This window comes from Streptomyces sp. NPDC027189 (assembly GCF_055566975.1).
Genome location: NZ_JBVHRI010000002.1, coordinates 538377 through 561543 on the forward strand (window position 1 = coordinate 538377; position 23167 = coordinate 561543).

At 70.2% G+C, this 23167-nt stretch carries 23 protein-coding genes and 3 pseudogenes; 11 read left to right on the forward strand and 15 right to left on the reverse strand.

All coding sequences use genetic code 11. The annotated features are described in order from the left end of the window. Positions 1 to 47: 47 nt before the first annotated feature. A complete protein-coding gene (locus ACZ4RZ_RS06920; protein WP_467742753.1) occupies positions 48 to 1691 on the reverse strand; it encodes an FUSC family protein in 1644 nt (547 codons plus the stop codon). 211 nt (positions 1692 to 1902) lie between these two features. Here ACZ4RZ_RS06920 and ACZ4RZ_RS06925 point away from each other — a divergent pair, with 211 nt between their 5' ends. The 4 genes from ACZ4RZ_RS06925 to ACZ4RZ_RS06940 all read left to right on the forward strand — a co-directional run bounded on the left by ACZ4RZ_RS06925 (position 1903) and on the right by ACZ4RZ_RS06940 (position 5406). Beyond that, positions 1903 to 2448 (forward strand): DUF5134 domain-containing protein, encoded by a 546-nt coding sequence (locus ACZ4RZ_RS06925; protein ID WP_467742754.1) that lies wholly within the window; start codon positions 1903 to 1905, stop codon positions 2446 to 2448. A 155-nt stretch (positions 2449 to 2603) separates the two neighbouring features. Further along, positions 2604 to 3539 carry a M56 family metallopeptidase gene (locus tag ACZ4RZ_RS06930; protein ID WP_467742756.1) on the forward strand — a complete coding sequence of 312 codons (936 nt, stop codon included), beginning with the start codon at positions 2604 to 2606 and terminating at the stop codon, positions 3537 to 3539. Between the two features lie 467 nt (positions 3540 to 4006). Continuing rightward, entirely contained in the window at positions 4007 to 4711 is a 705-nt protein-coding gene (locus ACZ4RZ_RS06935; protein ID WP_467742758.1) for a phosphatase PAP2 family protein, read from the forward strand. Further along, a complete protein-coding gene (locus ACZ4RZ_RS06940; protein WP_467742760.1) occupies positions 4708 to 5406 on the forward strand; it encodes an HAD family hydrolase in 699 nt (232 codons plus the stop codon). The genes ACZ4RZ_RS06935 and ACZ4RZ_RS06940 overlap by 4 nt, the downstream gene beginning before the upstream one ends. 14 nt (positions 5407 to 5420) lie before the next feature. Here the strand turns inward: ACZ4RZ_RS06940 and ACZ4RZ_RS06945 are convergent, their stop codons facing one another. Beyond that, the gene (locus ACZ4RZ_RS06945; protein WP_467742762.1) at positions 5421 to 5666 is read right to left on the reverse strand and encodes a DUF2630 family protein; all 246 of its coding nucleotides are present in this window, start codon (positions 5664 to 5666) and stop codon (positions 5421 to 5423) included. A 236-nt stretch (positions 5667 to 5902) separates the two neighbouring features. Between ACZ4RZ_RS06945 and ACZ4RZ_RS06950 the strand changes: the two genes are divergently transcribed. Next, complete coding sequence (locus tag ACZ4RZ_RS06950; protein ID WP_467742765.1) at positions 5903 to 6649, forward strand: TetR/AcrR family transcriptional regulator; 747 nt, start codon at positions 5903 to 5905, stop codon at positions 6647 to 6649. A gap of 21 nt (positions 6650 to 6670) precedes the next feature. Here the strand turns inward: ACZ4RZ_RS06950 and ACZ4RZ_RS06955 are convergent, their stop codons facing one another. After that, positions 6671 to 8173, reverse strand: coding sequence for an LVIVD repeat-containing protein (locus ACZ4RZ_RS06955; protein WP_467742767.1), 1503 nt, complete (start codon positions 8171 to 8173; stop codon positions 6671 to 6673). Positions 8174 to 8366: 193 nt separating this feature from the next. On the opposite strand from ACZ4RZ_RS06955, the gene ACZ4RZ_RS06960 reads away from it, so the two are divergent. After that, positions 8367 to 9017 (forward strand): DUF305 domain-containing protein, encoded by a 651-nt coding sequence (locus ACZ4RZ_RS06960; protein WP_467742769.1) that lies wholly within the window; start codon positions 8367 to 8369, stop codon positions 9015 to 9017. On the opposite strand, the gene ACZ4RZ_RS06965 is transcribed toward ACZ4RZ_RS06960, so the two are convergent. Together ACZ4RZ_RS06965 and ACZ4RZ_RS06970 are read right to left on the reverse strand one after the other, a co-directional pair. Beyond that, entirely contained in the window at positions 8992 to 9234 is a 243-nt protein-coding gene (locus ACZ4RZ_RS06965; RefSeq protein ID WP_467742771.1) for a DUF6214 family protein, read from the reverse strand. The two genes, ACZ4RZ_RS06960 and ACZ4RZ_RS06965, sit on opposite strands and share 26 nt — an antisense overlap. Before the next feature lie 67 nt (positions 9235 to 9301). Beyond that, positions 9302 to 9364, reverse strand: a pseudogene (locus ACZ4RZ_RS06970) (DUF6214 family protein); the annotation flags it as partial. Between the two features lie 214 nt (positions 9365 to 9578). Here ACZ4RZ_RS06970 and ACZ4RZ_RS06975 point away from each other — a divergent pair. Together ACZ4RZ_RS06975 and ACZ4RZ_RS06980 are read left to right on the forward strand one after the other, a co-directional pair. Next, positions 9579 to 10967, forward strand: coding sequence for an FAD-dependent oxidoreductase (locus ACZ4RZ_RS06975; RefSeq protein ID WP_467742773.1), 1389 nt, complete (start codon positions 9579 to 9581; stop codon positions 10965 to 10967). A gap of 129 nt (positions 10968 to 11096) precedes the next feature. Further along, positions 11097 to 12452: a nucleobase:cation symporter-2 family protein gene (locus tag ACZ4RZ_RS06980; protein ID WP_467742775.1), complete on the forward strand. Its 1356-nt coding sequence runs from the start codon at positions 11097 to 11099 to the stop codon at positions 12450 to 12452. On the opposite strand, the gene ACZ4RZ_RS06985 is transcribed toward ACZ4RZ_RS06980, so the two are convergent. After that, positions 12444 to 12803 (reverse strand): ArsR/SmtB family transcription factor, encoded by a 360-nt coding sequence (locus ACZ4RZ_RS06985; RefSeq protein WP_467742777.1) that lies wholly within the window; start codon positions 12801 to 12803, stop codon positions 12444 to 12446. The two genes, ACZ4RZ_RS06980 and ACZ4RZ_RS06985, sit on opposite strands and share 9 nt — an antisense overlap. Before the next feature lie 119 nt (positions 12804 to 12922). Here ACZ4RZ_RS06985 and ACZ4RZ_RS06990 point away from each other — a divergent pair, with 119 nt between their 5' ends. Further along, positions 12923 to 14002: an NADH:flavin oxidoreductase/NADH oxidase gene (locus tag ACZ4RZ_RS06990; protein WP_467742779.1), complete on the forward strand. Its 1080-nt coding sequence runs from the start codon at positions 12923 to 12925 to the stop codon at positions 14000 to 14002. A gap of 10 nt (positions 14003 to 14012) precedes the next feature. Here the strand turns inward: ACZ4RZ_RS06990 and ACZ4RZ_RS06995 are convergent. The 4 genes and pseudogenes from ACZ4RZ_RS06995 to ACZ4RZ_RS07010 all read right to left on the reverse strand — a co-directional run. Further along, positions 14013 to 14374 (reverse strand): annotated as a pseudogene (locus tag ACZ4RZ_RS06995) (ATP-binding cassette domain-containing protein); the annotation flags it as partial. Between the two features lie 120 nt (positions 14375 to 14494). Further along, a complete protein-coding gene (locus tag ACZ4RZ_RS07000) occupies positions 14495 to 15118 on the reverse strand; it encodes a sigma-70 family RNA polymerase sigma factor (protein WP_467742781.1) in 624 nt (207 codons plus the stop codon). Between the two features lie 132 nt (positions 15119 to 15250). Next, positions 15251 to 15946, reverse strand: a complete 696-nt coding sequence (locus tag ACZ4RZ_RS07005) for a hypothetical protein (RefSeq protein ID WP_467742782.1) — start codon at positions 15944 to 15946, stop codon at positions 15251 to 15253. A gap of 235 nt (positions 15947 to 16181) precedes the next feature. Next, positions 16182 to 16772 carry a cysteine hydrolase family protein gene (locus ACZ4RZ_RS07010; protein ID WP_467742784.1) on the reverse strand — a complete coding sequence of 197 codons (591 nt, stop codon included), beginning with the start codon at positions 16770 to 16772 and terminating at the stop codon, positions 16182 to 16184. A gap of 148 nt (positions 16773 to 16920) precedes the next feature. Here ACZ4RZ_RS07010 and ACZ4RZ_RS07015 point away from each other — a divergent pair, with 148 nt between their 5' ends. Next, the gene (locus ACZ4RZ_RS07015) at positions 16921 to 17922 is read left to right on the forward strand and encodes a GlxA family transcriptional regulator (RefSeq protein WP_467742786.1); all 1002 of its coding nucleotides are present in this window, start codon (positions 16921 to 16923) and stop codon (positions 17920 to 17922) included. A gap of 143 nt (positions 17923 to 18065) precedes the next feature. Here ACZ4RZ_RS07015 and ACZ4RZ_RS07020 read toward each other — a convergent pair whose 3' ends face one another. From ACZ4RZ_RS07020 to ACZ4RZ_RS07030, 3 genes and pseudogenes are all read right to left on the reverse strand, one after another. Further along, entirely contained in the window at positions 18066 to 18383 is a 318-nt protein-coding gene (locus ACZ4RZ_RS07020) for a hypothetical protein (RefSeq protein ID WP_467742788.1), read from the reverse strand. A 293-nt stretch (positions 18384 to 18676) separates the two neighbouring features. Further along, positions 18677 to 18931, reverse strand: a pseudogene (locus tag ACZ4RZ_RS07025) (copper chaperone PCu(A)C); the annotation flags it as partial. A gap of 60 nt (positions 18932 to 18991) precedes the next feature. Beyond that, the gene (locus tag ACZ4RZ_RS07030) at positions 18992 to 19174 is read right to left on the reverse strand and encodes a hypothetical protein (RefSeq protein ID WP_467742790.1); all 183 of its coding nucleotides are present in this window, start codon (positions 19172 to 19174) and stop codon (positions 18992 to 18994) included. A 130-nt stretch (positions 19175 to 19304) separates the two neighbouring features. Between ACZ4RZ_RS07030 and ACZ4RZ_RS07035 the strand changes: the two genes are divergently transcribed. Beyond that, the gene (locus tag ACZ4RZ_RS07035) at positions 19305 to 19646 is read left to right on the forward strand and encodes a hypothetical protein (RefSeq protein ID WP_467742792.1); all 342 of its coding nucleotides are present in this window, start codon (positions 19305 to 19307) and stop codon (positions 19644 to 19646) included. Here ACZ4RZ_RS07035 and efeB read toward each other — a convergent pair. Beyond that, positions 19577 to 20854 (reverse strand): iron uptake transporter deferrochelatase/peroxidase subunit, encoded by a 1278-nt coding sequence (gene efeB, locus ACZ4RZ_RS07040; RefSeq protein WP_467742794.1) that lies wholly within the window; start codon positions 20852 to 20854, stop codon positions 19577 to 19579. The genes ACZ4RZ_RS07035 and efeB overlap by 70 nt on opposite strands. Positions 20855 to 20927: 73 nt before the next feature. Continuing rightward, positions 20928 to 22982 (reverse strand): iron uptake transporter permease EfeU, encoded by a 2055-nt coding sequence (efeU, locus tag ACZ4RZ_RS07045; protein WP_467743091.1) that lies wholly within the window; start codon positions 22980 to 22982, stop codon positions 20928 to 20930. Between the last annotated feature and the right edge of the window lie 185 nt (positions 22983 to 23167).

The window sequence follows — 23167 nt, forward strand, 5'->3', positions numbered from 1 at the left end:
CGGCCCGGCGGAGGTGCCGTCCGCCTCCGCCCGCCCATCCGCTGTCGTCATGCCTGTGCGCCCTCCACGGAGTGCAGTCCCTGCCGTCGTACCGTCGCCGCGAGCGTACGGTGTCCGGCCTGCTCCGCCCGCATGACCCGCTCTTCCGGCAGGGCACGCTGCCACCATTCGCCGGCCGCGGCGTCGGCCGTGGCGCGCAGGTCGACGACGGCGGCGGCGAGGCCGCGTCGGGCGGACTCCAGGGCCCCGGGCTCCGGACGCTCTGCGGCCAGCGTCGCGTCGGCGTGGTCGCGGGCGCGCTCCACCGCGGAGAGGGCGTGTTCGATGCGGTCGCCGGCCCGCCGGTTGGTGACGGCGATCGCGGCGACGAAGCCGACGAGCGCGCCCACGAGGGTGTCCACGACGCGGTCGGTGATCAGTTCGCCGGGCTGCTGGACCCGTGCGAACTCGGTGATCAGCAGGGCCATAGGGGTCACACAGATGCTGCCGAGCCAGTAGTTGCGGCCGATCAGCGCCTCGGCACCGAAGTTGAAGGCGAGGCAGCACAGCACGAGGACCGTCTGACTGAGGTGGGCGAGCGGGGCGACCGCCGCGAAGACCAGTACGCCGACGAGGTTGCCGACGACGCGCTGCACGCCACGGCTCCAGGTCAGGGTGACGTTGGCCTGGTAGAGCGAGGCGGCGGTGACCAGCGCCCAGTAGGGGCGGCCGACGCCCAGCGCGAGCGAGACATATCCGGCGAGGGCGCAGCCGAGCGCGGTGCGCAGGGCGATGGGCGCGAGGGCGCCGAGCCGGCGCGGCAGCGGCCGTTCACCGAAGGCGAGCGCGGCCTCCACGCCCAGGAGTTCGTCGGCGGTGTCCGCGAGGTCGTCCGGGCGCAGCACGGGTCCGGTGCCGCGCAGCCGGCGGGCCCATTCGCGCAGCCGCCCGGGCTCCGTGTCGGCGGGCGCGGCGAGCGCGACCTCGGCCCGCACGACGAGCCGTTCGAGGGCGCGCCGGGGCGCGGAGCGGGCGCCGGTGGACAGCAGCGACTGCCAGGCACCGTGCACGGCGGCGGCCGCTGCGGCGCGGGCACGGGCGTTCCCCGGCATCTCGACGTACACCGCCGCGGCGCTCAGGGCGTGCGCGGTGGCGCGCCGCTCCGGCCCGTGCGGGCGGACGAGCCCAGGGGCCATGCCGACGACCCAGGCCCAGGCTCCGGCCGCGGCGCCGAGCGCGAGATGGCCCGGCACCTGGCCGAGGGTCTGCGGCGCGAACAGGGACGCGGAGGAGATGAAGGCGAGGACCACATGGCCGGGCGGACCGATGCGCGTGGCGTCGCACAGCACCTTCTGGACGGCGGCCAGGAGCGCACCGACCGTGACCAGTACGACGGCGTCCGTGGTGAGCGAGGCCGTGACGAGGGCGACCGCGAGACCGCCGAGCATGCCGAGCACCACCCAGGCGAGGGCGCGGGCCCGGGCGGCGTAGGGACGGTTGTGGGCGTACAGCGCGCAGAGCGAACCGGCCATCGTGTACATCGCCAGGTCCAGCCGGCCGAGCGCCAGGAGCGTCAGATTCGGCGGAGCGACCGCGACGACGACGCTCAACGCGGGTTTGAACCAGATGTCCGAGGGCCGGCCGAGGCGCAGTACACCGGTCAGCGGGAGGCGCCGCACACGTGGGGGCACGGGACTGGTCGCACTACTCATGCCCATAACCTTAGCAGGTGTTTTACTCATAAAATATCTCGCGGATCACATTCCCCGCCTGCGGTGCACCCCCGCACGCTCCCCCGCGTACACCCTTGCGCTCGCTTGCGCACCGGCCGCACCGGGCATGCCCTGACCGAATGTCGACCGACTGTCCGATGCGCGATGTGCGATGCGCGATGCGCGACATCGTCGAGCGGGGAGGTACGCGGTGCACGAACCGGCTTCGCCCGGCTGGCTGCTCGTCGTGCTGTGCGCGACGACGGGGGCCTACTGCCTGCTGCGGATGCGCAGCACCGTGGAGGAACAGCGCCGCACCGCGGGCGGCGAGGCGCTCATGGGCTTCGGCATGGCGGCGATGGCCGTACCCGCGGCGGTGGCTACCCCGCCATGCTGGGCCTGGCTCGCCTACGCCGCCGTCTTCGGTGCCACCGCCGTACGCGCCCTGTGGACGTCCGGCAAGAGCCCGCACCACCTGCATCACCTGATGGGCGCCGTCGCGATGGTCTACATGGCGGGCGTGATGGCCGCCTCCCCGGGACACCACCACGGCGACTCCGGTGTTCCGCTGCTGACCGGCGCACTCCTCCTCTACTTCGCCGGCTACGTCCTCCGCTCCGGCGTCCGCCTGCTCCCCCTGGCCACCGCCACACCCGGAGCCCCCCGCGCCCTCGGCTGGGGCGACCGCCCCGAACTCTCCCAGGCCTGCCGCCTGTCCATGGGCATAGCGATGCTGGCAATGCTGGTCACGCTCTGAGACCGCGCCGCAGGGATTCGGGCCGTGCGGCGGTACGGGTTCGAGCCTTGCCGCTGTACGAATCCGAGCCCTGCCGCTGTACGAAACCGTGGCGTACGTCACTTGGCGTCGCAGCCCGTATCCAGCGGCGACGCACCGCTCATAGGCTTCACCCCATGATGGTCCCCGCGGCACTGTTGCTGCTCGGCGCCCTGGCCGCCGTGGTCGCTCCACGGCTGCTCGCCCGGGCGGACTGGCCGGACCGTGAACCGGTGGTCGCTCTGTGGGTGTGGCAGTGCGTGGTGGCGGCCGTTCTACTGTGCTGCGTGCTGTCGATGACGCTGAGCGCGGCAGCCGCGTGGGTGGCGGTGCGCGGCCATGTCTTCGGCTCGGCACCGCGCTCGGTCGTGGACGCCTACGCGCTCAGCACGGGCGGCACTTGGGCGGCGACGACCGCCGTGGCACTCGCGTGCGGGGGCGCGTGGACCGCGGCGATGCTGGCCCGCGAGGTCGTACGGGCCCGGGCGCGCCGTCGGCAGCGGCGGGCCGAACTCCTCGTGCGTGCCCCGCTGTTGCCCGGCGAGGAGCCCGGACCGGACCGGCTGATGGTCCTGGAGGGCGAGCGCCCCGATGCCTGGTGGCTGCCGGGTGCGGCACCTCAACTCGTCATCACCACGGCCGCGTTGCGCCGTCTCAAGGGGCGTCAGCTGGATGCCGTACTCGCCCATGAGCAGGGGCACGCGCGGGCCCGGCACGACTGGCTGCTGCACTGTTCGGCCGCGCTGGCCACCGGCTTTCCGCAGGTGCCGGTGTTCGCCGCGTTCCGCGGCGAGATGCACCGCCTGGTCGAACTCGCCGCCGACGACATGGCGTCGCGCCGCTTCGGGCGCCTCACCATCGCCCTCGCGCTGGTGGAACTCAACGAGGACCGGGGCGTGTTCGGCCCCTGTCCCGCCCCTGACGCCCATGTCCCGCAGCGCGTCCACCGACTCCTCACTCCCCCGGACCGGCTCACGGCGGCTCGGCGGCTGCGCCTGACGGCGGCGGCCGCGCTGGTACCGGTGATTCCGGTGCTGGTGGCGTTCGTGCCGGGGTTGCGGGCGCTGGGCTAGCTGCCTCTGCTCCACCCCGCCCGCCTGCGGGTCGGTGGGGGGGGCGGGGCCGTACCGGTACATCCGCCCGTCGCCGGTGGATCAGACGTTGGCACACCAGGAGCCGTTTCCAGATCCGGACGTAAGCGACGGGCATTCGATGTACCGGCACGGACCCGTCCGTGCGTCCGCGGCTGCGGGTGCGTGGGGCCTGCGGCACGGACCCGTCCGTGCGTCGGCGCCTGCGGGTGCGTGGGACCTGCCCCGCACGGACCCGTCCGTGCATCGGCGCCTGCGGGTGCGTGGGACCTGCCCCGCACGGACCCGTCCGTACGTCCGCGCCTGCGGGTGCGTGGGACCTGCCGCACGGACCCGTCCGTGCGTCCGCGCCTGCCGGTGAGTGAGGCTTGCGGCACGACCCCGTGCGCCGCCGGGCTCGGTGCCCCGAAGTTGGCCTCCCGTGCATCGAGTCGGCGAGGATCACCCCCATGCACTCCCCGCCCTACCCCCCGGGTCCGCGCATCTCGGCGCTCGTCGCGGCGGCTCTCGCCGTGCCCTCCGTACTGCTCCTCCTGCTGGTCGCGTTCTCCTGGCACCCGCTGCTCACCCTCGACGGAGACATCGCCCGCACCACACACACCTGGGCGGTCGGCCAACCCGGCGTCACCCGTGCGTTCCGGATCCTGACCGACTGGGTGTGGGACCCCTGGACGATGCGCGCGGTGTGCGCCGCCGCCGTGATCTGGCTGGTGTGGCGCCACTCGGCATGGTGGCTGGCGCTATGGGTGGTGGCCACATGTGCGCTGGGCACAGGAGTGCAGCAGGGACTGAAGTCGGCGATCGGCCGCAAGCGCCCGGTCTGGCCCGACCCCGTGGACTCCGCCCACTACGCGGCCTTCCCCTCCGGCCACGCCCTGACGGCCACAGTGGTGTGCGGGCTGCTGCTCTGGCTGCTCCACCTGTACGGCGCCGGACCCGCCCTGTGGCGTACGGGGCTCGCCCTGGCCGTGGTCTCCGTCGTGGGCGTCGGTCTGACGCGTGTCTGGCTCGGCGTGCACTGGCCGTCGGACGTCGTGGGCGGCTGGCTCATCGGCGCGCTGATCGTCGCGCTGGCGGTGGCCTCGTACGAACGATGGCCCGGCCCAGGCCGCCTTGACCCGCGGGAGCCCTGCCGCGAAGGATCGCCCTCATGACGATCAAAGGCGTCCTCTTCGACTTCTCCGGAACCCTCTTCCGTATCGAGTCCACCGATTCATGGCTGCGCGCGGTGCTCGCCGAGGCCGAACTCACCCTTTCCGAGGCGGAGTTGACCCGGGCGGCGCATGCCCTGGAAGCCGCCGGCGCGCTGCCGGGCGGCGCTTTTCCGTCACAGCCGCTCCCGGACGACCTCGCCGAGATCTGGAAGGTCCGCGACCAGTCCGCCGAGCTTCACCGAGCCGCGTACACCGGCGCCTCCCGCCAGGTTCCGCTGCCCGACCCCCGGCTCCACGACGCGCTCTACGACCGCCATATGGCACCGGCCGCCTGGAGCCCTTACCCCGACGCGGCCGAAGTGCTGGGCACGCTGCGCGAGCGCGGGGTCGCGGTCGGTGTGGTCAGCAACATCGGCTGGGACCTGCGGCCTGTCTTCCGCGAGCACGGCCTCGACCCGTACGTCGGCGCGTACGTCCTGTCGTACGAGCACGGCATCCAGAAGCCGGACCCTCGGCTGTTCAGCGCCGCCTGCGACGCGCTCGGGCTCGCCCCCGAGGACACGCTGATGGTCGGTGACGACCGCCGGGCGGACGGCGGTGCGGCGGCCCTGGGGTGCGGGGTGCACTTCGTGGACCATCTGCCGGTGACGCACCGCCCGGACGGACTGCGACCGGTCCTCGACCTGATCGGCTGACGCCCCCTGGGCCCTCAGCCCTGATAGTCCTCGACCTGCGACGACGGACGGACGCGCGCCTCGTCCGGGTTCTCACCGAACTCGGACTTCGCGCGTCGCTGGCGCAGCAGGTCCCAGCACTGGTCGAGCTCGCGCTCCAGCTCTCCCAGCCGTTCGTGTTCGGTCTCGCTGTCGATCTGCCCGGACGCCAGGGCGTCGCGCAGGCGTCGCTCGTCGTCCACCATCGCCGTGATCCTGGCCAGGATCTGCTCTTGATCCATGTCCGTACGCCTCCTCGGGGACTCCAGCCCACTGTAAGGAGGACGCGGTGGCTCTGCGAGACGTATCGACCGCCGAAAGTAGCCTCAGCACACCACCAGGGGCCTTGCGCGCCCACCCTGGACGATCCCCCGCGTCGCCCAGGGCAGACGGCAGCTCTAAGCCGACCTTCGAAAGGTCTCGGCCCGAACGCGTTGAGGATAGTTGGCTGGCAGCCAGTCAACGCAGGAGTTACAGCATGTCCCCGCGCAGCGCCTCGGTCAATGAAGAGTTGCGGCGGCGTTCCCGGGAGCGGCTGTTGCAGGCCGCGGTGGAGCTGGTGAGCGAGCGCGGCTACGAGGCGACGACGCTCGGTGACATCGCGGATCGCGCGGGATCTGCGCGTGGGCTGGTGTCGTACTACTTCCCCGGCAAACGCCAGCTCCTGCAATCCGCCGTGCACCGGCTGATGCACCGGACGCTGGAGGAGGCGCTGGAGCGCGAGCCGCGTACCGAGGACGGCCGGGAGCGGATGGCGCGGGCCATCGACGCGATCCTGGGACTCGCCCGGAGCCAGCCCGTGCTGATGCGCCAGCACATGGCCGGGCTGCTGCAGGCCGAGGGATTCGTGCAGTGCCCGGAGCAGCAGCGGCTCGCACAGCTGCTGCGGGACACCGTCGCCGGGCACGGCTCGCCGGACGCCGCCACCGACTACCCGATGCTGCGCGCGGTGCTCATGGGCGCGGTGTACGCGGCCCTGGTGCCCGGGGTGCCGATGCCGATCCCCACGCTGCGGGCCGAGCTGTTCAAGCGCTACCGCCTCGACTGGGAGATGGGTGTCCCGCCGGACACCGAAGTGCCCGGCGGGACCTGCGAGACGGATCTGTCACGGTTCTTCGCGACCGGCCGCCCGGCCGACGATCAGCCCGACCGGGCGGCTGATCAGCCCGATCTGCCCAGCGGTCTGCCCAAGCAGTCCGACGGTCAGTCCGATCGGCCCGATTGATCACTCCGATCGGCCCGAGGGTCAGTCGAAGTAGTCCGGCTGCGTCTGGACGTTGAGCTCACGGAGATGGACCCACTTCGCCGGATCCGTGCGCCGGTCATTGAGCTTCAGTACGTCGAAGCCCTTGGCGATGTCGTTCGAGTAGATGTAGCCGTTGTAGTAGTACGCCGACCATGAGCCGCCGATCTGGAGGGTGTCGGTGCTCAGCGGGCCGCGCTCGAAGTAGGCGATCTCCTTCGGGTCGGCCGAGTCGGTGAAGTCCCAGACGGAGACTCCACCCTGGTACCAGGCCTGGACCATGAGGTCCTTGCCCTTGACCGGGATCAACGAGCCGTTGTGGGCGACGCAGTTCTCGGTGTCCGCCTGGTGGCGGGGAATCTTGTAGTAGCTCCTGAAGACGAGCTTGCGGTTGTCGCCCTTGCCAACGATGTCGTAGATGCCGTCGGCGCCGCGGTTCGGGCCGATCGCCGCGTTGCAGGTGGCCGCGCCGCCGCCGCCCAGCTCATCGGTGAACACGACCTTGTCGGCCTTCTGGTTGAAGGTCGCCGAGTGCCAGAACGCGAAGTTCACGTTGTCCTCGACCTGGTCGATGACCTTCGGGTGCTCGGGATCCTTGATGGAGAACAGGATGCCGTCGCCCATGCAGGCGCCCGCGGCCAGGTCCTTGGACGGCAGGACCGTGATGTCGTGGCAGCCGGTGGTCTTGGAGACGCCCGGGTTGGTGGGCCCGCCCGGGTTGCCGCCGCCATCCGGTCCCTCGCCCGGGAACAGCACCGGGAAGTTCACGACGGCCGCCCTTTCAGGGGCGTTGCGCGGCACCTTGATGACGGAGATGCCGTCGTGCGGCGGCTGGCAGTCGGGGAAGGTGGCGCTCGGCGAGTACGAGGAGACGTAGATGTAGACGTTCTTGCGCTCGGGTACCAGCGAGTGGGTGTGCGAGCCGCAGGCGGTCTCGACGGCGGCGACGTACTTCGGGTTCGCCTTGTCGCTGATGTCGAAGATCTTCATGCCCTCCCACGACGACTTCTCGGTCGCGGGCTGCGAGGTGCTGTTGCAGGAGTTGTCGCTGCGCGAGGAGTCGGTGGACAGGAAGAGCAGGTTGCCGGAGACGGAGACGTCGTTCTGAGAGCCCGGGCAGAGCACCTGCGCGACCGTCCTGGGCGCCTTCGGGTTGCTGATGTCGAAGATGCGGAAGCCGTCGTAGTTGCCGGCGAACGCGTACTTGCCCTGGAAGGCCAGGTCCGAATTGAGTCCGGTGAAGGCCTCCTTGGGGACATTGGAGAGGTGTTCGACGTTGTCGGAGTGGACGATCTCGTCCTTCCCGGGTATCTCACCGCTCGCGATCGCGGCCTTCGCCTCGGCGGCGTCGCTCTTGGAGACCTGCTCCTGCGCGGCGGGACTGTCCCCGGGGTCGGGGGTCGCGGCCGCCGGGCCGGCCGTGAGCAGCGCGGCAAGGAGTCCGGCCGCGGCCGCGGCAACTCCCAGGCGTCTGCGCCGCGTTCGGGGGTCGTTTAACAGGGTCACTGTTTCCTCCCTTGTAGCCGTTCGCAGTTGAACGGTTCACGGACCCCTGAAGTATCGTCCGCACCATCGGGAGATCAACAGATGGCAACGTACTCGTAATGAACGTTTTTGATCAGTCACGTGCGGAAGCGTGCTAGGACGGTCATCAACACCCTTGAGGTTTCCGCCCCTTCGTGTGCCACAGGAGGTCGCTGTGCTTGTTCGCCGTACACCCCGTGCGTCCTTGGTCGCGGTGTCGCTGTTGGTCGCCGCGCTCGCGCTCGGGGGCTGCGACTCCGGATCCGAGACCAAGTCCGGGAAGTCGAGCGGGCCTTCGGTGATCGCGCCCGGCAAACCCGGCGAGGCGGCCGAGACGCTCTCCGCGCAGGACGCCGCGAAACAGCGGGCCGACGACGACTCCCCCAACTCGGCGGACTTCGCGTACGCGCGGATGATGATCGATCACCACTCACAGGCCCTGGACATGACCGAACTAGCCCCGAAACAGGCCGAGTCGGGGCAGGTGAAGCGGCTTGCCGCACGGATCGCGGCGGCGCAGGGCCCGGAGATCACCACCATGAAGAGCTGGCTGAAGGCACACGACGGCGAGCAGGCCGGCACGGGGCACGAGCACGGGACGATGCCCGGCATGGCGACGGAGGCCCAGCTCAGGAAGTTGCGCGCGGCGAAGGGCAAGGCGTTCGACGAGCTCTTCCTGAGGCTGATGATCACGCATCACGACGGAGCCATCACCATGGCCACGGATGTGAAGGCACAGGGCAACAACATCCAGATCGAGGAGATGGCCGACGACGTGATCGCGCAGCAGACGAGTGAGATCACGCGGATGCGCGAGATGTCGTAGCCACCATACTCAGCACCGTCGACCACCGGGCATGACGCAGCGTCAGAAACTCTGCGCCGCGCGCCCCCGCGATCAGCCGGAGCGACTTGCGCCGGCTGCGACAGGCGGCGCACATGACCGCGAGCATCGGGTCGACGCCGTCTTCCTGCGCCGCGCGGTACTCCTCGGGCGACCAGCCACCGCCCCTCGATACCACGCGGCCACGGGGGCCGGGCACGGCGCGCCGGCCCTTCCTCCACCACGGCGAGCATGTCGGCCCGGGCGCCGTCCTCGAAGGCCGGGTGGGCGTAGTACCACGACGTGGCGTTTTCGTGCTCCCGCACTTCCCCCGCGGGCCACACGGACACCGCACCGTCCGGTCGGCACCGGTCGGACAGATTAAGAAAGGATACTTCTAGTACATACGGAACGTAATCGAGTGATCACATTCCACAAGAGCGGACACGCACACGCGCGTCGCGCACCGCACCCTGTCAGCGAAGCATCGGCGGTGCGATGCTGGAATCAACAGCGATCTCCTGTCAGCGTTCTCCGTGGTCCCCTCGGGTAAGGAGTTCGGCCGTGCTGCATGTCGCCGTCGTAGGCTCGGGGCCCAGCGGGGTCTACAGCGCACAAAGTCTCGTCCAGCAGAGCCAGGCACCCGGGGTCCGGGTGGATGTCCTGGACCGGCTGCCATGCCCGTACGGCCTGGTGCGTTACGGAGTCGCGCCCGACCACGAGAAGATCAAGTCGCTGCAGAACAATCTGCGGGCGGTCCTCGAGGACGAGCGGGTGCGGTTCCTGGGTGGTGTCCAGGTCGGCCGCGGCGGGGTGCCGGTGGCCCGGCTGCGCGAGCTGTACCACGCGGTGATCTACTGCGTGGGCGCCGCCACCGACCGCCATCTCTCGGTGCCCGGCGAGGAGCTGGCCGGCAGCTGGTCGGCGACCGAGTTCGTGTCCTGGTACAGCGCGCACCCCGACTCCGTGGACGACGGATTCATCCTCGGCGCGCGGTCGGCGGTGGTCATCGGCGTCGGGAACGTGGCCGTCGACGTGACCCGGATGCTGGCCCGCGGCGCGCCGGAGCTGAGCCCCACCGACATGCCGCAGGCGGCGCTCACCGCGCTGGCCTCGAGCAAGGTGACGGAGATCAGCATGGTCGGGCGACGCGGCCCCTCGCAGGCCCGATTCACCACCAAGGAACTGCGCGAACTGGGCGCGCTGCCGGACACCGACGTCGTCGTCGACGCCGAGGAGTTGGCCCTCGATCCGGCCTATCTGGACCCGTCGGGCCTGCCCGCCGTCCAGCGCCGCAATGTGGAGGTGCTGCGGGGATGGGCCACCGCGCCGCCGCAGGGCGCTCCGCGTCGGATCCGGCTGCGTTTCTTCCTGCGTCCCGTCGCACTGCTCCCCGATGCGGGTATCTCCCCGGTCGAACAGGGCCGAGAACTCGGGGAAGGCCGTGTGGGTGCGGTCCGCTTCGAGCGGACGGTGCCGGACGGGCAGGGCGGGGTGACGGGCACGGGGCGGTACGAGGACATCGAGGCGCAGTTGGTGCTGCGCTCGGTCGGCTATCGCGGGGTGCCACTGGAAGGGCTGCCCTTCGATGCCGACCGCGGCACCGTACCGAATCTCGCGGGGCGGATCCTGCGCGACGGCGCGATCTCCCCGGGCGAGTATGTGGCGGGTTGGATCAAGCGCGGCCCGACGGGTGTCATCGGCACCAACCGGCCGTGCGCGAAGGAGACGGTGACCTCACTGCTCGAGGACGCCCCCAGCCTCGTACGGCGGGACGTGCCCGAGGATCCGCTCGCGGCGCTGCGGGCGGAGGGGGCCCAACCGGTCGAGTGGGCCGGATGGCAGGCGATCGAGCGGGCCGAGGCGGAGCTCGGGGCCTCGTTCGGCCGTGGTGTGGTCAAGCTTCCGGACTGGCAGTCGCTGCTGGCGGCGGCGCGGACGGCGGCTTCGTAGCAGAGTCGCGCGGCTCCCTGTGGGCATGACACCTGACGGCAACACACCGGAAATCAACAAACTGTTCAAGACCCTTACGGTCTCGTGCTGTTGAACCGTCCGTCCCCGCCCGCCGCTCCAGGAGTGCCCATGGCGACCGCAGCATCCGTGCATCCCGTCGACGAGGTCCCACCCGTACGCCAACTGGCCGCCTTCGGGCTGCAGCACGTACTCGCGATGTACGCGGGCGCGGTGGCCGTTCCGCTGATCGTGGGCGGTGCGATGAAGCTGTCGCCCGCCGATCTGGCGTATCTGATCACCGCGGACCTGCTGGTGTGCGGGATCGCGACGCTGATCCAGTGCGTGGGTTTCTGGCGGTTCGGAGTGCGGCTTCCGATCATGCAGGGCTGCACCTTCGCGGCCGTGTCGCCGATGGTGCTCATCGGGACGACGGGAGGCGGACTGCCCGCGATCTACGGGTCGGTGATCGTGGCGGGCCTCGCGATCGTCCTGCTGGCCCCGGTTTTCGGGAAGCTGCTCCGCTTCTTCCCGCCGCTCGTCACCGGCACGGTCATTCTGATCATCGGTGTCTCACTGCTGCCGGTGGCGGGCAACTGGGCCGCCGGCGGCGTGGGCGCTAAGGACTTCGGCGAGCCGAAGAACCTGGCGCTCGCGGCCTTCGTACTGGCCGTCGTGCTGGGTGTACAGCGGTTCGCGCCGGCCTTCCTGAGCCGGATCGCGGTACTGATCGGCATCGCCGTGGGCCTCGCGGTCGCCGTCCCCTTCGGGTTCACGGACTTCGACGGGGTCGGGGAGGCCGACTGGGTCGGGATCAGCACGCCGTTCCACTTCGGGGCGCCGTCGTTCCACGCCTCCGCGATCATCTCGATGCTGGTCGTGGCGCTGGTGACGATGACCGAGACCACCGGTGACTTCATCGCGGTGGGTCAGATGACCGACCGGCCGATCCAGCCGCGTACGCTCGCGGACGGTCTGCGCGCCGACGGCCTCTCGACGGTCCTCGGCGGCGTGTTCAACACCTTCCCGTACACGGCGTTCGCACAGAACGTGGGCCTCGTGGGCATGACCCGGGTGCGCAGCCGCTGGGTGGTCGCCGCGGCGGGCGGCATCCTCGTGCTGCTCGGCCTGCTGCCCAAGCTGGGCGCGGTTGTGGCGGCCATTCCGGCGCCGGTCCTTGGCGGCGCGGGTCTGGTGATGTTCGGAACGGTCGCCGCGAGCGGTCTGCGCACCCTTTCCGAGGTGGACTTCAAGGGCAACAACAACCTGACGGTGGTGGCCGTTTCGCTCGCGGTGGGCATGCTGCCGGTGGGCGTGCCGACGGTCTACGCGAAGTTCCCCGACTGGTTCCAGACGGTGATGAACAGCGGGATCAGCGCGGGCTGCCTGACCGCGATCGTCCTGAACCTGCTCTTCAACCACCTGCCGGGGAAGGCGAGTTCGGCCGAGGTCGCCGCCGAACCGAAGGCCAGTGCGACGTCAGCTTGAGCCCAGACGGGCGGCTTGGCGGGCCGCGGCGCCAAGGACGCTGTCGAGAAGGCCGGGGAAGAGGTCGTCCAGGTCGTCCGAGCGCAGGGCGTTCATCTTGGCCGTGCCCCGGTAGATCTGCCGGATCACGCCACTCTCGCGCAGCACCCGGAAGTGGTGCGTGGTCGTGGACTTGGTGACCGGCAGGTCGAAATGCGAACAGGAGAGCTCGTCGCCGTCGGCGGCAAGCTCTCGCACGACCTGGAGGCGCATGGGGTCGGAGAGCGCGTGCAGCACCGATTCCAGCCGGATCTCCGCACGCGCGGGGTGCGGCAGATCTCGGCCACTGGCGGCAGGGGCGGCGATCGTCACGGTGGCTCCACTTCGTCCGGGAGCTTCATTGTACGAGAGTCCTCGTAGTTTGACATTCGCCGTACTACGATGCCTATCGTACGAGGCGTACACCGGCCCCGCGACGAATGGAGTCCGCTGTGAGCGCGCTCTTCGAGCCCTACGCCCTGCGTGATGTCACGATCCCGAACCGGGTGTGGATGCCCCCGATGTGCCAGTACTCGGCCGCCCCCGAGGGGCCGTCGGTGGGCGCCCCGCACGACTGGCACTTCGCCCACTACGCGGCCCGCGCGACCGGCGGAACCGGCCTGATCATCGTCGAGGCCACCGCCGTCTCCTCCGAGGCCCGGATCTCCCCGTACGACCTCGGCATCTGGAACGACACTCAGGTCGAGGCGTTCCGCCGTATCACCCGCTTCCTGACGGCGCAGGGCACGGTGCCGGCGATCCAGCTCGCGCACGCCGGCCGCAAGGCCTCGACGGATCGCCCCTGGAGGGGTGGCGCACCGGTCGGCCCGGACGCGTACGGCTGGCAGTCACTGGCCCCGAGCGCACTGCCCTTCGACGACCGGCACCCCGTTCCCACCGAGCTGACCGTCGCCGAAATCCGCGAGATCGTCGGGCAGTTCGCGGAGGCGGCCCGCCGCGCGCTCGCCGCGGGCTTCGAGATCGTCGAGATCCACGGCGCCCACGGCTACCTGATCAACGAGTTCCTCTCCCCGCACTCCAACCACCGCACCGACGCCTACGGCGGCTCCTACGAGAACCGCACCCGCTTCGCCCTCGAGGTCGTCGACGCCGTTCGGGAGATCTGGCCCGACGACAAGCCGCTCTTCTTCCGCGTCTCCGCCACCGACTGGCTGGAGGCAGACGGCTGGACCGCCGACGACACCGTCCGTTTCGCCGGCGAACTGCACGAGCACGGTGTCGACCTGCTCGACGTCTCCACCGGCGGCAACGCCTCCGGCGTACGCATCCCCGTCGGTCCCGGCTACCAAGTCCCCTTCGCCGCCCGCGTGAAGAACGAGACCTCGCTGCCCGTCGCCGCCGTCGGCCTCATCACCGACGCCGAGCAGGCCGAGAAGATCATCGCCAACGGGGAGGCCGACGCGGTACTGCTGGGCCGCGAGCTGCTCCGCAATCCGTCCTTCGCGCGGCTCGCGGCCCGTGAGCTCGGAGGAGACGTGCACGTGCCGGACCAGTACCACCGGTCCGTGTAGGGGATCTTCACCCGGGGCGGCCGTCCATGCCCACGTCGGCCAGGGCGCGCACGACGATGTCCCGGTCGGTGGCGTCCTCCCCGGCGAACGCCCGCTTGTAGGGGGTGCGCCGCATCGCGACGACCTCGCGCACGGTCAACTCGAAGTCGCCGCCTCGCTCTTGGGGCAAGGCGGCCGCATGCCGGGCGTCCGGACGGGGGTGAGGTCCCGGCGGTCGGTACCGGACAGCAGCACCCGTCCCACGGTGGGCCACAGATGCCGGTACACCGTGCGCAGCAGTGTGGACTTGCCGCTGCCGGTCGGTCCGATCAGTCCGGTGATCTCGCCCTCGGCGGCGACCAGACGCGCGCCCGACTCTGCCACCCGTGCCAGTAGTCGGCGCCAACTACGGCTGTATTCCCGGGAGTTGGACGCTGAGCGGGTACCGACGAAAGGGTGCCGGTGTTCCGCATGTACGGCGAACACCGGCACCCTTCCTGTCAGGGATCCCTGTCAGGCGGCCAGCGCGGTCGGCGCCTCGGCCTCGGCGAGCAGGGCGACCAGGGTCGCCCGGGCGCGCGCCACGCGGGAGCGGACGGTTCCAATGGGACAGCCACTGACCTCGGCAGCCTCCGCGTAGGGCAGCCCCATCAACTGGGTGAGGACGAACGCCTCGCGACGGTCGTCGGGCAGGGCGGCCAGCAGGTCGAGGAGCGCGATGCCGTCGTCGAAGCCGGGCAGGCCGCACGGCTGGGCGAGCTCCACGGCCACCTGCCAGTCGCGGGTGTCGCTCAGCCGCGGTCGGGCGGCCGCGTGCCGGAAGCTGTCGGTCACCGCACGGCGTGCGATGGACAACAGCCACGCACGGGCCGAGGAACGCCCCTCGAACCGGTGCAGGCTGCCGAGCGCTCGCAGGAACGTGTCCTGGGCCAGGTCGTCGGCGGCCTGAGGATCCGCGGACAGATGGGCGACGTAGCGCACGACGTCGCGGTGCAGGGCGCGCACGAAGCGTTCGACGGCATCCGGGTCGCCGCCACGGGCGGCCAGCGCCCAGGCGGTTGCCGACTCGTCGATCGATGCGGTGTGCTCGCTCTTGTCGCTTGTGGCGCGCGAAACGGGCAGGGCAGAAGTGATCACCAGGTGTCCTTCTCGGGTCATCCGCGATCCGGACCGGCGCGAGAGCGCGGCGGTCCGGTGTGAGGTACGGCCGTACGGGGAGGTACGGCCGATGCCCGAAGCGCGCACAGGCGCTTCGGGGAACCGGCTGTCTCAGGCGACAGCGGTCCCCACGGGCGGACCCCGAGAAGTGATCGCGTGAACGAGGAGAAGGAGCCGCGGTGCGCGGTCCGACGAGCCGCGGTGCCCGCGGACACGCGGACGGTGCGGTGGCGTGGGCAGCGCGAGCAGCAGCCGCAGTGGCGCGGCGAGCCGACCGGCCACGGCCCGCAGAATGCGGAACGCGGCGCGCTCGCCGTACGCGAGCCAGAGGCCGCACAGCAGCGCGGCCAGCAGGTGGGCGGCGAGCATGCCGAACGAGGACATGCCGCTCGCATCGGAGCCCAGGTGAGCCATGTCGCCGGAGCCCATGCGGCCCATGTGCGCCATATCCATGGAGTCCATATCCATGGAGCCCATGGATATGGCGCACATGTCGTGTCTCATGGAGCCCATCGACAGGCCACCCATGCCTATCGAGCCGGAGCCCGAACTCGCCGACTGCGCCAGCGAGAACGCCGAGTGGAGCGCCCCCTGGGCGGCCACCACCACGGACACGATCAGCGGAAGCCCGCGCTCCCGGCCGGCCAGGCACCAGCCCACGCCGCAGGCGGCCAGGGCTCCGCCGGCCATCGCCCACCAGGCCACGGAGGAGCCGGACATCATCACGTGCCCCAGAGCGGCGAGCAGCACACAGACGGCCGCGAACATCGCGGCCCGTACCGTGCGAGAACACCACCCAGCAGTCATGACGGCCCTCATCCTTGCATCCGAGGTTCGGTCGCCATGATTGGGTACGGAAAACTGCCGGGCGTCCCGTCGAGCGCCAACCCGTGATCCACATCACTGAACAGGGCTGGAACTGACCGCGGTTGCGGGCCGACTCCTCTACGCGGCCAGACGAACCACTCACGCTGCATGTGCAGAATGGGCCCGGTTGACCGTCGCTGACGTGTCCGCAGTCAACTCACTCGGCCCCCGGTGCTCAGGCCAGAGACTTCTCCGACGCAACGACCACTCCATAAAGGTCGCCGATCGTCGCGAGCGCACTGTGATGGATCTGGTCGGCGGCCAGGTCGGTGCCCGCCGACCGCAGAGGCCGCGTCGCGCAAGCGTCGGCGACCACCGTGGGCCGGTTTCCACGCAGGAACGCGCCCTCCACCGTGAACGTCACGCACATGTGCGTCATGAACCCCGCGACAATGACGTTCTTGTTGCCGGCGGCATCGACGTGCCGGCCCAGGTCGGTGTCGACGAATGCGTTCGGGACCTTCTTGACGACGACGGGCTCCCCCTCGATCGGCCCCACGCTCGGGTGGATCTGCCCGATCTCCGCTCGAATGTCGAACGGGGTGCCTTCGCCACCGTCGTTGATGACGTGGATGACCTTCGCGCCCGCCGCCCGCGCCCTTCCCAGCAGCACGGCAGCGGAGTCGAGCGCGGCTTGCCAGCCCTCCAGCTCCATCACGCCACCAACGTAGGTGTTCTGGTAGTCGACCAGGATCAGGGTCGAATCGGCAAGCGACGCAGGCGTCTCATCGAAGCCGTTGAGTTCGCGCAGAGTCGTCGTACGCATGGAAGTGCCGCCTCAGGTTCGTGCCGGGTTTCGTGGCCCACCCGCGCGGTGAGCTGCGCCTAGAAAGCTACGGGCCGTCAGAGAGTGTCGGCAATGTCATCTAACATGCAGATCCGGACATCGCCGTTGCCGACCGGACGGAGACCCCATGAGCGCCGTCGAACGACTCATCGTCATCGTCCTCTTCGAGGGCGTCGACCTGCTCGACGTCACCGGACCACCGGAAGTTTTCTCCCTCGTGCAGCGAGAGACGGATGACGCGACGGGCTACCACGTCCTCCTCGCCGCCGAGACCCTCGACCCCGTCACCACCTCCGCGGGCGTACGCGTCCTCCCCGACATCACCTTCCACGAGGTGTGCACGAGAAGCATCGACACCCTGCTGGTGCCCGGCTCGGTCGAAGTCGACAGCCGACGCCGTGTACACGCCCTCACCGACCCCGCAGTGGTCAGTTGGGTGAAGACACTTGCCGGCAGGACACGAAGGGTCACATCCGTCTGCGTCGGAGCCCACATCCTCGCCGCCGCAGGACTACTCGACGGCAAGCGCGCCACCACCCACTGGTCGACCGCGCAACAGCTGGCCGCCGAGCACCCACTGATCGAGGTCGACGCCGAACCGATCTTCATTCGCGAGGGCGACGTGTGGACCGGTGCGGGAATCAGCGCCTGCCTCGACCTGTCACTCGCCCTCGTTGCCGACGACTTCGGCGAGGCCATGGCGCTGCGCGTCGCCCGACAACTGGTGATGTACCTGAAACGGCCGAGTGGGCAGAGTCAGTTCAGCGTTCCCCTCGAACCCGTCTCCACGACACGGCGCGTCGAAGATCTCCGCCACTACGTCATGCGGAACATCGGCGAAAAGCTCAGCGTCGCGGACCTCGCCGGCCACGCTCACGTCAGCGAGCGGCAACTCACCCGAATCTTCAAGACCGAACTCGGCACGACTCCGAGTGCCTACATCGAATCAGCCCGCGTCGAAGCGGCGCGCAACCAACTCGAATCCACTGAAGCCACCCTGGAACGCATCGCGTCCACCAGCGGGTTCGGCACGACCGACACCCTCGTCCGCGCGTTCCGCCGGAAACTCAACACGACGCCGACGGAATATCGACGTCGATTCCGCGCCGGTCCCAGCAGTGGGTCATGAGGCAAGAGGCCGGCTCGAGGAGCGTTGCGCGACCGACTTGAGGAACGGGAGTGCACTGAAATGCTCCCGTTGGGTCCGACGGTAGGGGCCGCCATCTGAACACGTGCCGGTGGCGGCCCTCAGCGTGCTCCGTCGTATCCCCTTCAGCCCAGGAAGATCACTATGAAGGAACCGTTGTTGTAGCCGTAGCCATTGCCGTAGCCATTGCCATAGCCGTAGCCGTAGCCGTAGCCATTGCCATAACCGTAGCCATTGCCATAGCCGTAGCCGCTGTAGCAGTTGTTCCACCAACCGCCGTAACCGTACCCACAGCCACGGTGGGAATCGTAGGAAACCTGGGTGGAAACCTGGGTCGGGACGGCTGCCGAGGCCGTACCCGCCGCGCCGATCGCGGTACCGCCGGCCATCAGAACGCCGACGGCGGACACCGCGACGAGACGCCTCGCGCGTTGTGCATTCATGGGCTTACCTTCCTTCCACCCCCACGTGCGTTTTCGAAGCACGAGACCGATGGCCGCAGCCGCAGGGCAAAACCCCCGGCGCGGTCGTAAGTATTGCCGCCCAGTACAAGAAGCGGGGCTGTCGTTCCCTGGCGATCAGGGGTTGCGCCAACGGTGGGCGTACCCCGCGTTGCGGCTCTTACCAATAGATGCTAGTCGCCCATCGACCGCACAGCATCCTGGACGAAACGCGGTACAAGGCCACGGTCGCCCTGGTCAGCGCCTCCTGCCGGGGCATGCCATCGGTCGTACGGTCATAGCGGCCGCCGTACGGTAAAAGGCTCGGTCGTACGGTCACGGCGCGCCCTCGACCGGACGGACCACGACGGCCACGATCCTGATCCACGGGCCGACACGACGACCGAGTCCACCGGGTCCCGGTACGCCATCCCGCCGCCCGTGGTGCGGTGACGCGAGAGCGTGATGTCGCCGTCCAGCGCGGACGAGGTGATGTCGACCAACCGGTCCTCCGCACCTGCGGAGTTGGAGATCCGGAAGAACGCGGCGGCCCGGGTGTCGCCGTACGGAAGGAACGCTGGTCACCCGGCGATCGGTGGCCGGTTCCGTGGTCATCGGTCGCCCCCGTGCATGTCGTCCGTGCCTCCTCCGCCGGCGCGTCCACCGTTGCGGGCGCCGGGGCCGTGGATGCCGGGCGCCACCGGCCCGGCGGCGTACGACGCCGTGAAGATCAGGGCGAGCAGGAGGAGAAAGCCGCAGAGGGCGGGCGGTGGGCCGGGCTTCCGAGTCGCCACACCCCAGGAGTCGGGCCGGTTGGGGAGGTAGTTCCGAGGACGTTGTATGGCGAGCTTCACCCGAGGCCGCCCGGGCGACCCTACATATCGTAGGGTTCCACCAACAGCCTCTTACGGATCGGGGGACCCCATGGAGGAACGTGACGCCGGACGCACGGGACGCGGACCGCTGTCCGTGCTGGCACTGCTCGTGCCGAGCCTCGGGATCGCCGCGGTGGGCGTGTACCACCTGTGCGGCTTCGATCTGCACGCCGTGCACGGGCGTCCGCACCTGGACGACGGACTGGCCATGGCGGGCGTGATCATGGCCGTGGTGATGGCCGGCGCGGCCTTGGGCGACCTCGTCTGGTGGGCGGCCAAGCGCGACCGCCCGGTCTCGGAGGACGGGGAGACCTGCCCACCTCACGCCTTGAGGAGTTCGCGGCCCAGCCAGTCGGAGTGGTCGCGCACACCCGGCAGGGCGAAGAAGTAGCCGCCACCGGTGGGGGTGATGTAATCGACGAGCGGCTCGTCGATCAACCGCTCCTGGGTCGCCTCGAATTGGCGGACCACGTCCTGCTGGTAGCAGCAGAAGAGCAGTCCCATGTCGAGGTTGCCCGCCTTGTCGATCCCCCGGTCGTAGTTGTAGCCGCGGCGCAGGATCCGGGTCGTGTCGGTCTTCGCCGTACGGGGGTTGGCGAGCCGGATGTGGGCGTCGAGCGGGATCGCCTGGCCCTGGGGGTCCTTGGTGTAGCGCGGGATGTCCGTCTCGCGCGCGCCGTCGAGCGGCGCTCCGGTGTCGCGGCGGCGGCCGATCATCTTCTCCTGCTCGGTGAGCGAGACCCGGTCCCAGAACTCCACCAGCATGCGGATGATCCGCACGACCTGGTAACTGCCGCCGACGGCCCAGTCCGGTTCGCCCGCGGTGTCGGTGACCCAGACCAGCTTGTCCATCTCGCGGGCGGAGGCCGTGTCGGGGTTGGCGATGCCGTCCTTGAAGCCGAGGAAGTTGCGCTGCGCGCCGGTCGGCCGGGACGGGTTCTGGAAGCCGTCGACACGCCACTTGATCTGCATCCCGCCGCGCGTGTGGCGGGCGATGTCGCGCAGGGCGTGCAGCACGGTGTCGGAGTTCGCGGCGCACAGTTGCAGCGACAGGTCGCCGTGGCATTCGGCGGCGTCGAGGTTGTCGTTGGGGAAGGTGCGCATCGGCTTGAGGTGGCGCGGCTTGCGGTCGGCGAGCCCGTAGCGGTCGTCAAAGAGCGAGGCGCCGACGCCCACGGTGACGGTGAGGTCGTCGGCGGGCAGTTCGGGGCCGAGAAGTCCGCTGTCGGAGGGCGGGGCGCCGACGCCGAGGTCGGCGGGGGTGCCGCCGGCGGTGAGGAAGCGGGCCCGTTCGGTGATCGTGCGCAGCAGGTCGGCGAGTTCGGCCCGGTTGTCGGCGATGACGTCGAGGGAGACGAAGGCGGCCGCCTTGGGCGCGGGTGTGGTGATGCCGGCCTGGTGGGCGCCGTGGAAGCCCACCCTGCCACTGCCGGTCGCGGCCGCCGCCGGGGTGGCGCCGCCCGCGATGCCGGCCCCGGCGAGTCCGGCGCCCGCGAGCGCGGCGCCCGCCGCGCCCACGCCGAGCGCGGTCTTGGCGAACGTACGACGGCCGAAGGGGCAGCCGCCCTGCGGGGCTCGGTCCTGGCTCGGGGTGGTCATCGGGCGGGTCCTCTCCTGCGGGGCGCATGGTCCCGGTGCTGCGGTGGGGTGATGGTCGGCGCTGACGGGCTGCTCACGCGGCCTTGCGGATCTCCAGGAGGTCCGGGATCGGGGCGAGTTCCTCCAGCAGCCGGCCGAGTGAGCCGTCGAGGCGCTGCCGGTCGGTCACGGACAGCTTGTCCAGCGGCGTCCAGGTGCCTTCCTTGGCCCGCTGAGCGAGCACCAGCTGCTCAGTGCGCTTCATCCAGGTGTCCACGGCCGGGGTGACCTTGGCGTTGCGCTTGTCGATCAACGGGCGGAGCAGGTCGAGCAGTTCGCGGGTGCCGTTGAGGTTGGCCTCGGTGGTGGCGAGCTCGGTGCCGCTGCCGTAGTCGGCGTTGCCGCTCAGTTCGCGGTGCAGGGTGTTCTCGAGGATCTCGTGGGTGCGCAGCGGCAGGTCGCCGGGGTCGAAGTCCTGCTTCGGGAAGTCCTCGCGCAGCGCGGCGACATCGAAGGTGAGCCGCTTGGCGTACGGCGCGAGGGCGGTGGCGGATTCGCCGTGCCACAGGCCGTATTCGATGCGGTGGAAGCCGGTGAAGGCCGGGTCCGTGACGCCTCCGGCGAGTCCGGCCGTCCGGCCGTTGATCCTCGCGTCGAAGTCGGCGAACGTGCCGTAGGCGGCGCCGAGCGAGGCGTACCGCTGGTGCGCGGGCAGCCAGTCCTCGCGGGCCTTGTCGAGCTTCCTGGCGTCGATGTCGCTCTGCAGGGCGCGCGTCTTGGTCAGCAGGTCGGCCAGTCCCTGGTCGACGTACTTCCGGTAGGCGGCCAGCGGCGCCGCGAGGTCCTTCTCCGAGACCGGCAGTACGGCCTGCATGGTGCCGCCTGATGCGACCCGGACGGCGGCCGAGGTGACCGCCCTCCCGCCGTTGGGGACGCAGCGCCAGGCGTACGAGCCGGTGCCGACGGTGGCGATCAGCGCGCGAGTGGTGCCGGGGGCGATGCCCTCGACCTCGCCATAGACGGCGTTGCTGACCGGGTCGATCAGGTAGATCTCGGAGGTACGGCTGCCGCTGTTGCGCACCTGGAACGTCTGACGGCCGGGCTTCGGCGCGGTGAACCCCTTGCCGCAGTCGGCCGCCGCGACCTCGATGACCGGCGTGCCCGAGGCTGGCTTGCCGCCGCTCACCGCGATGGCCACGCCTGCGATCAGGGCCGGGACGCAGAGGAGGGCGACGGGGATGGTCCAGCGCGGGATGCGGCGGGGGGCCCTGGGCTCGGGCTGCGCCGTCGTGGGTGCGGGCTTCACCTCGGCGGCCGGCTTCGCGGGGGCCGGAGCCGTGGCCCGTACGCCGCGTACGAAGAGCGTCATCACGACCGCCAGATAGGCGGCGTAGACGGAGATCTGGAGCCAGGTCATCTGCGGGGTGAGGTTGAGCGTCCCCTGAACGACCGTCACGTACCAGGAACTGGGGTCGAGGTGCGCCGTCAGGTCGAAGGCGTACGCCGTCCCGCCCGGCAGCAGGGTTGACTCCTGCAGGTCGCGCATCCCGTACCCGAGGACGCCCGCGGCGATGACGATCAGCACGACACCGGTGATCGTGAAGAATTTCGTGAGGTTGATGTGCAGCACGCGCCGGTACAGGCCCCAGCACAGCGCCGCGGCGATCAGCAGACCGGCCGCCGCACCGGCCAGTGGACCCGACGAACCGCCCGCGGCCTGCGCGGTGGTCCACAGGAAGAGCGCGGTCTCCAGCCCCTCGCGCCCCACGGCGAGGAACGAGGTGACGACCAGCACCCCCGCGCCCATGCCGAGTGCGGCGGTGACCCTCTCCTTGATCTCTCCGGAGAAGGTCCGGGCCGAGCGGCGCATCCAGAACACCATGGCGGTGACGAACACGACCGCGATCAGGCTGAGCGTGCCCCCGAACGCCTCCTGGGCCTTCCCGGACAGGTTCGCCGAGGTGAAGGTCAGGATCGCGCCGAAGCTCATGGACAGCCCGACGGCTGCGGCAACTCCCGTCCACACGTGCGGCAGTCGGGAGCGCCGGTCCGACCGGACGAGCGTGGCGACCAGCACCGAGACGATCAGCCCCGCTTCCAGTCCCTCACGAAGACCGATCAGAAAGCTGGGAAACGCGTCGTCCCACACCACAGGCCTCTCCGAAGCAGCGCGTTCGCGGCCGGGCGGCCACAAACGCCGCTTAGTGTAGGCATGCCTAAGTAGCCGTCAACGCGGCGGACAAATGCCCCTACACCGGACGGGTGATCCGTGGTAGCGGCCACCGCGCACCGCGAGCACTCGACTCGGCCGCACGGCAGGGCAAGCCGACAGAC

What these genes read in the sequence shown, in the direction of transcription:
- ACZ4RZ_RS07015 (WP_467742786.1), top strand. Translation starts at nt 16,921, where the DNA reads ATGAGCGCCGTCGAACGACTCATCGTCATCGTCCTCTTCGAGGGCGTC.
- ACZ4RZ_RS06940 (WP_467742760.1), top strand. Translation starts at nt 4,708, where the DNA reads ATGACGATCAAAGGCGTCCTCTTCGACTTCTCCGGAACCCTCTTCCGT.
- ACZ4RZ_RS06935 (WP_467742758.1), top strand. Translation starts at nt 4,007, where the DNA reads ATGCACTCCCCGCCCTACCCCCCGGGTCCGCGCATCTCGGCGCTCGTC.
- ACZ4RZ_RS06980 (WP_467742775.1), top strand. Translation starts at nt 11,097, where the DNA reads ATGGCGACCGCAGCATCCGTGCATCCCGTCGACGAGGTCCCACCCGTA.
- efeB (WP_467742794.1), bottom strand. Translation starts at nt 20,854, where the DNA reads ATGACCACCCCGAGCCAGGACCGAGCCCCGCAGGGCGGCTGCCCCTTC.
- ACZ4RZ_RS07010 (WP_467742784.1), bottom strand. Translation starts at nt 16,772, where the DNA reads ATGCGTACGACGACTCTGCGCGAACTCAACGGCTTCGATGAGACGCCT.
- ACZ4RZ_RS07005 (WP_467742782.1), bottom strand. Translation starts at nt 15,946, where the DNA reads ATGACTGCTGGGTGGTGTTCTCGCACGGTACGGGCCGCGATGTTCGCG.
- ACZ4RZ_RS07035 (WP_467742792.1), top strand. Translation starts at nt 19,305, where the DNA reads ATGGAGGAACGTGACGCCGGACGCACGGGACGCGGACCGCTGTCCGTG.
- ACZ4RZ_RS06920 (WP_467742753.1), bottom strand. Translation starts at nt 1,691, where the DNA reads ATGAGTAGTGCGACCAGTCCCGTGCCCCCACGTGTGCGGCGCCTCCCG.
- ACZ4RZ_RS06930 (WP_467742756.1), top strand. Translation starts at nt 2,604, where the DNA reads ATGATGGTCCCCGCGGCACTGTTGCTGCTCGGCGCCCTGGCCGCCGTG.
- ACZ4RZ_RS06945 (WP_467742762.1), bottom strand. Translation starts at nt 5,666, where the DNA reads ATGGATCAAGAGCAGATCCTGGCCAGGATCACGGCGATGGTGGACGAC.
- ACZ4RZ_RS07020 (WP_467742788.1), bottom strand. Translation starts at nt 18,383, where the DNA reads ATGAATGCACAACGCGCGAGGCGTCTCGTCGCGGTGTCCGCCGTCGGC.
- ACZ4RZ_RS06950 (WP_467742765.1), top strand. Translation starts at nt 5,903, where the DNA reads ATGTCCCCGCGCAGCGCCTCGGTCAATGAAGAGTTGCGGCGGCGTTCC.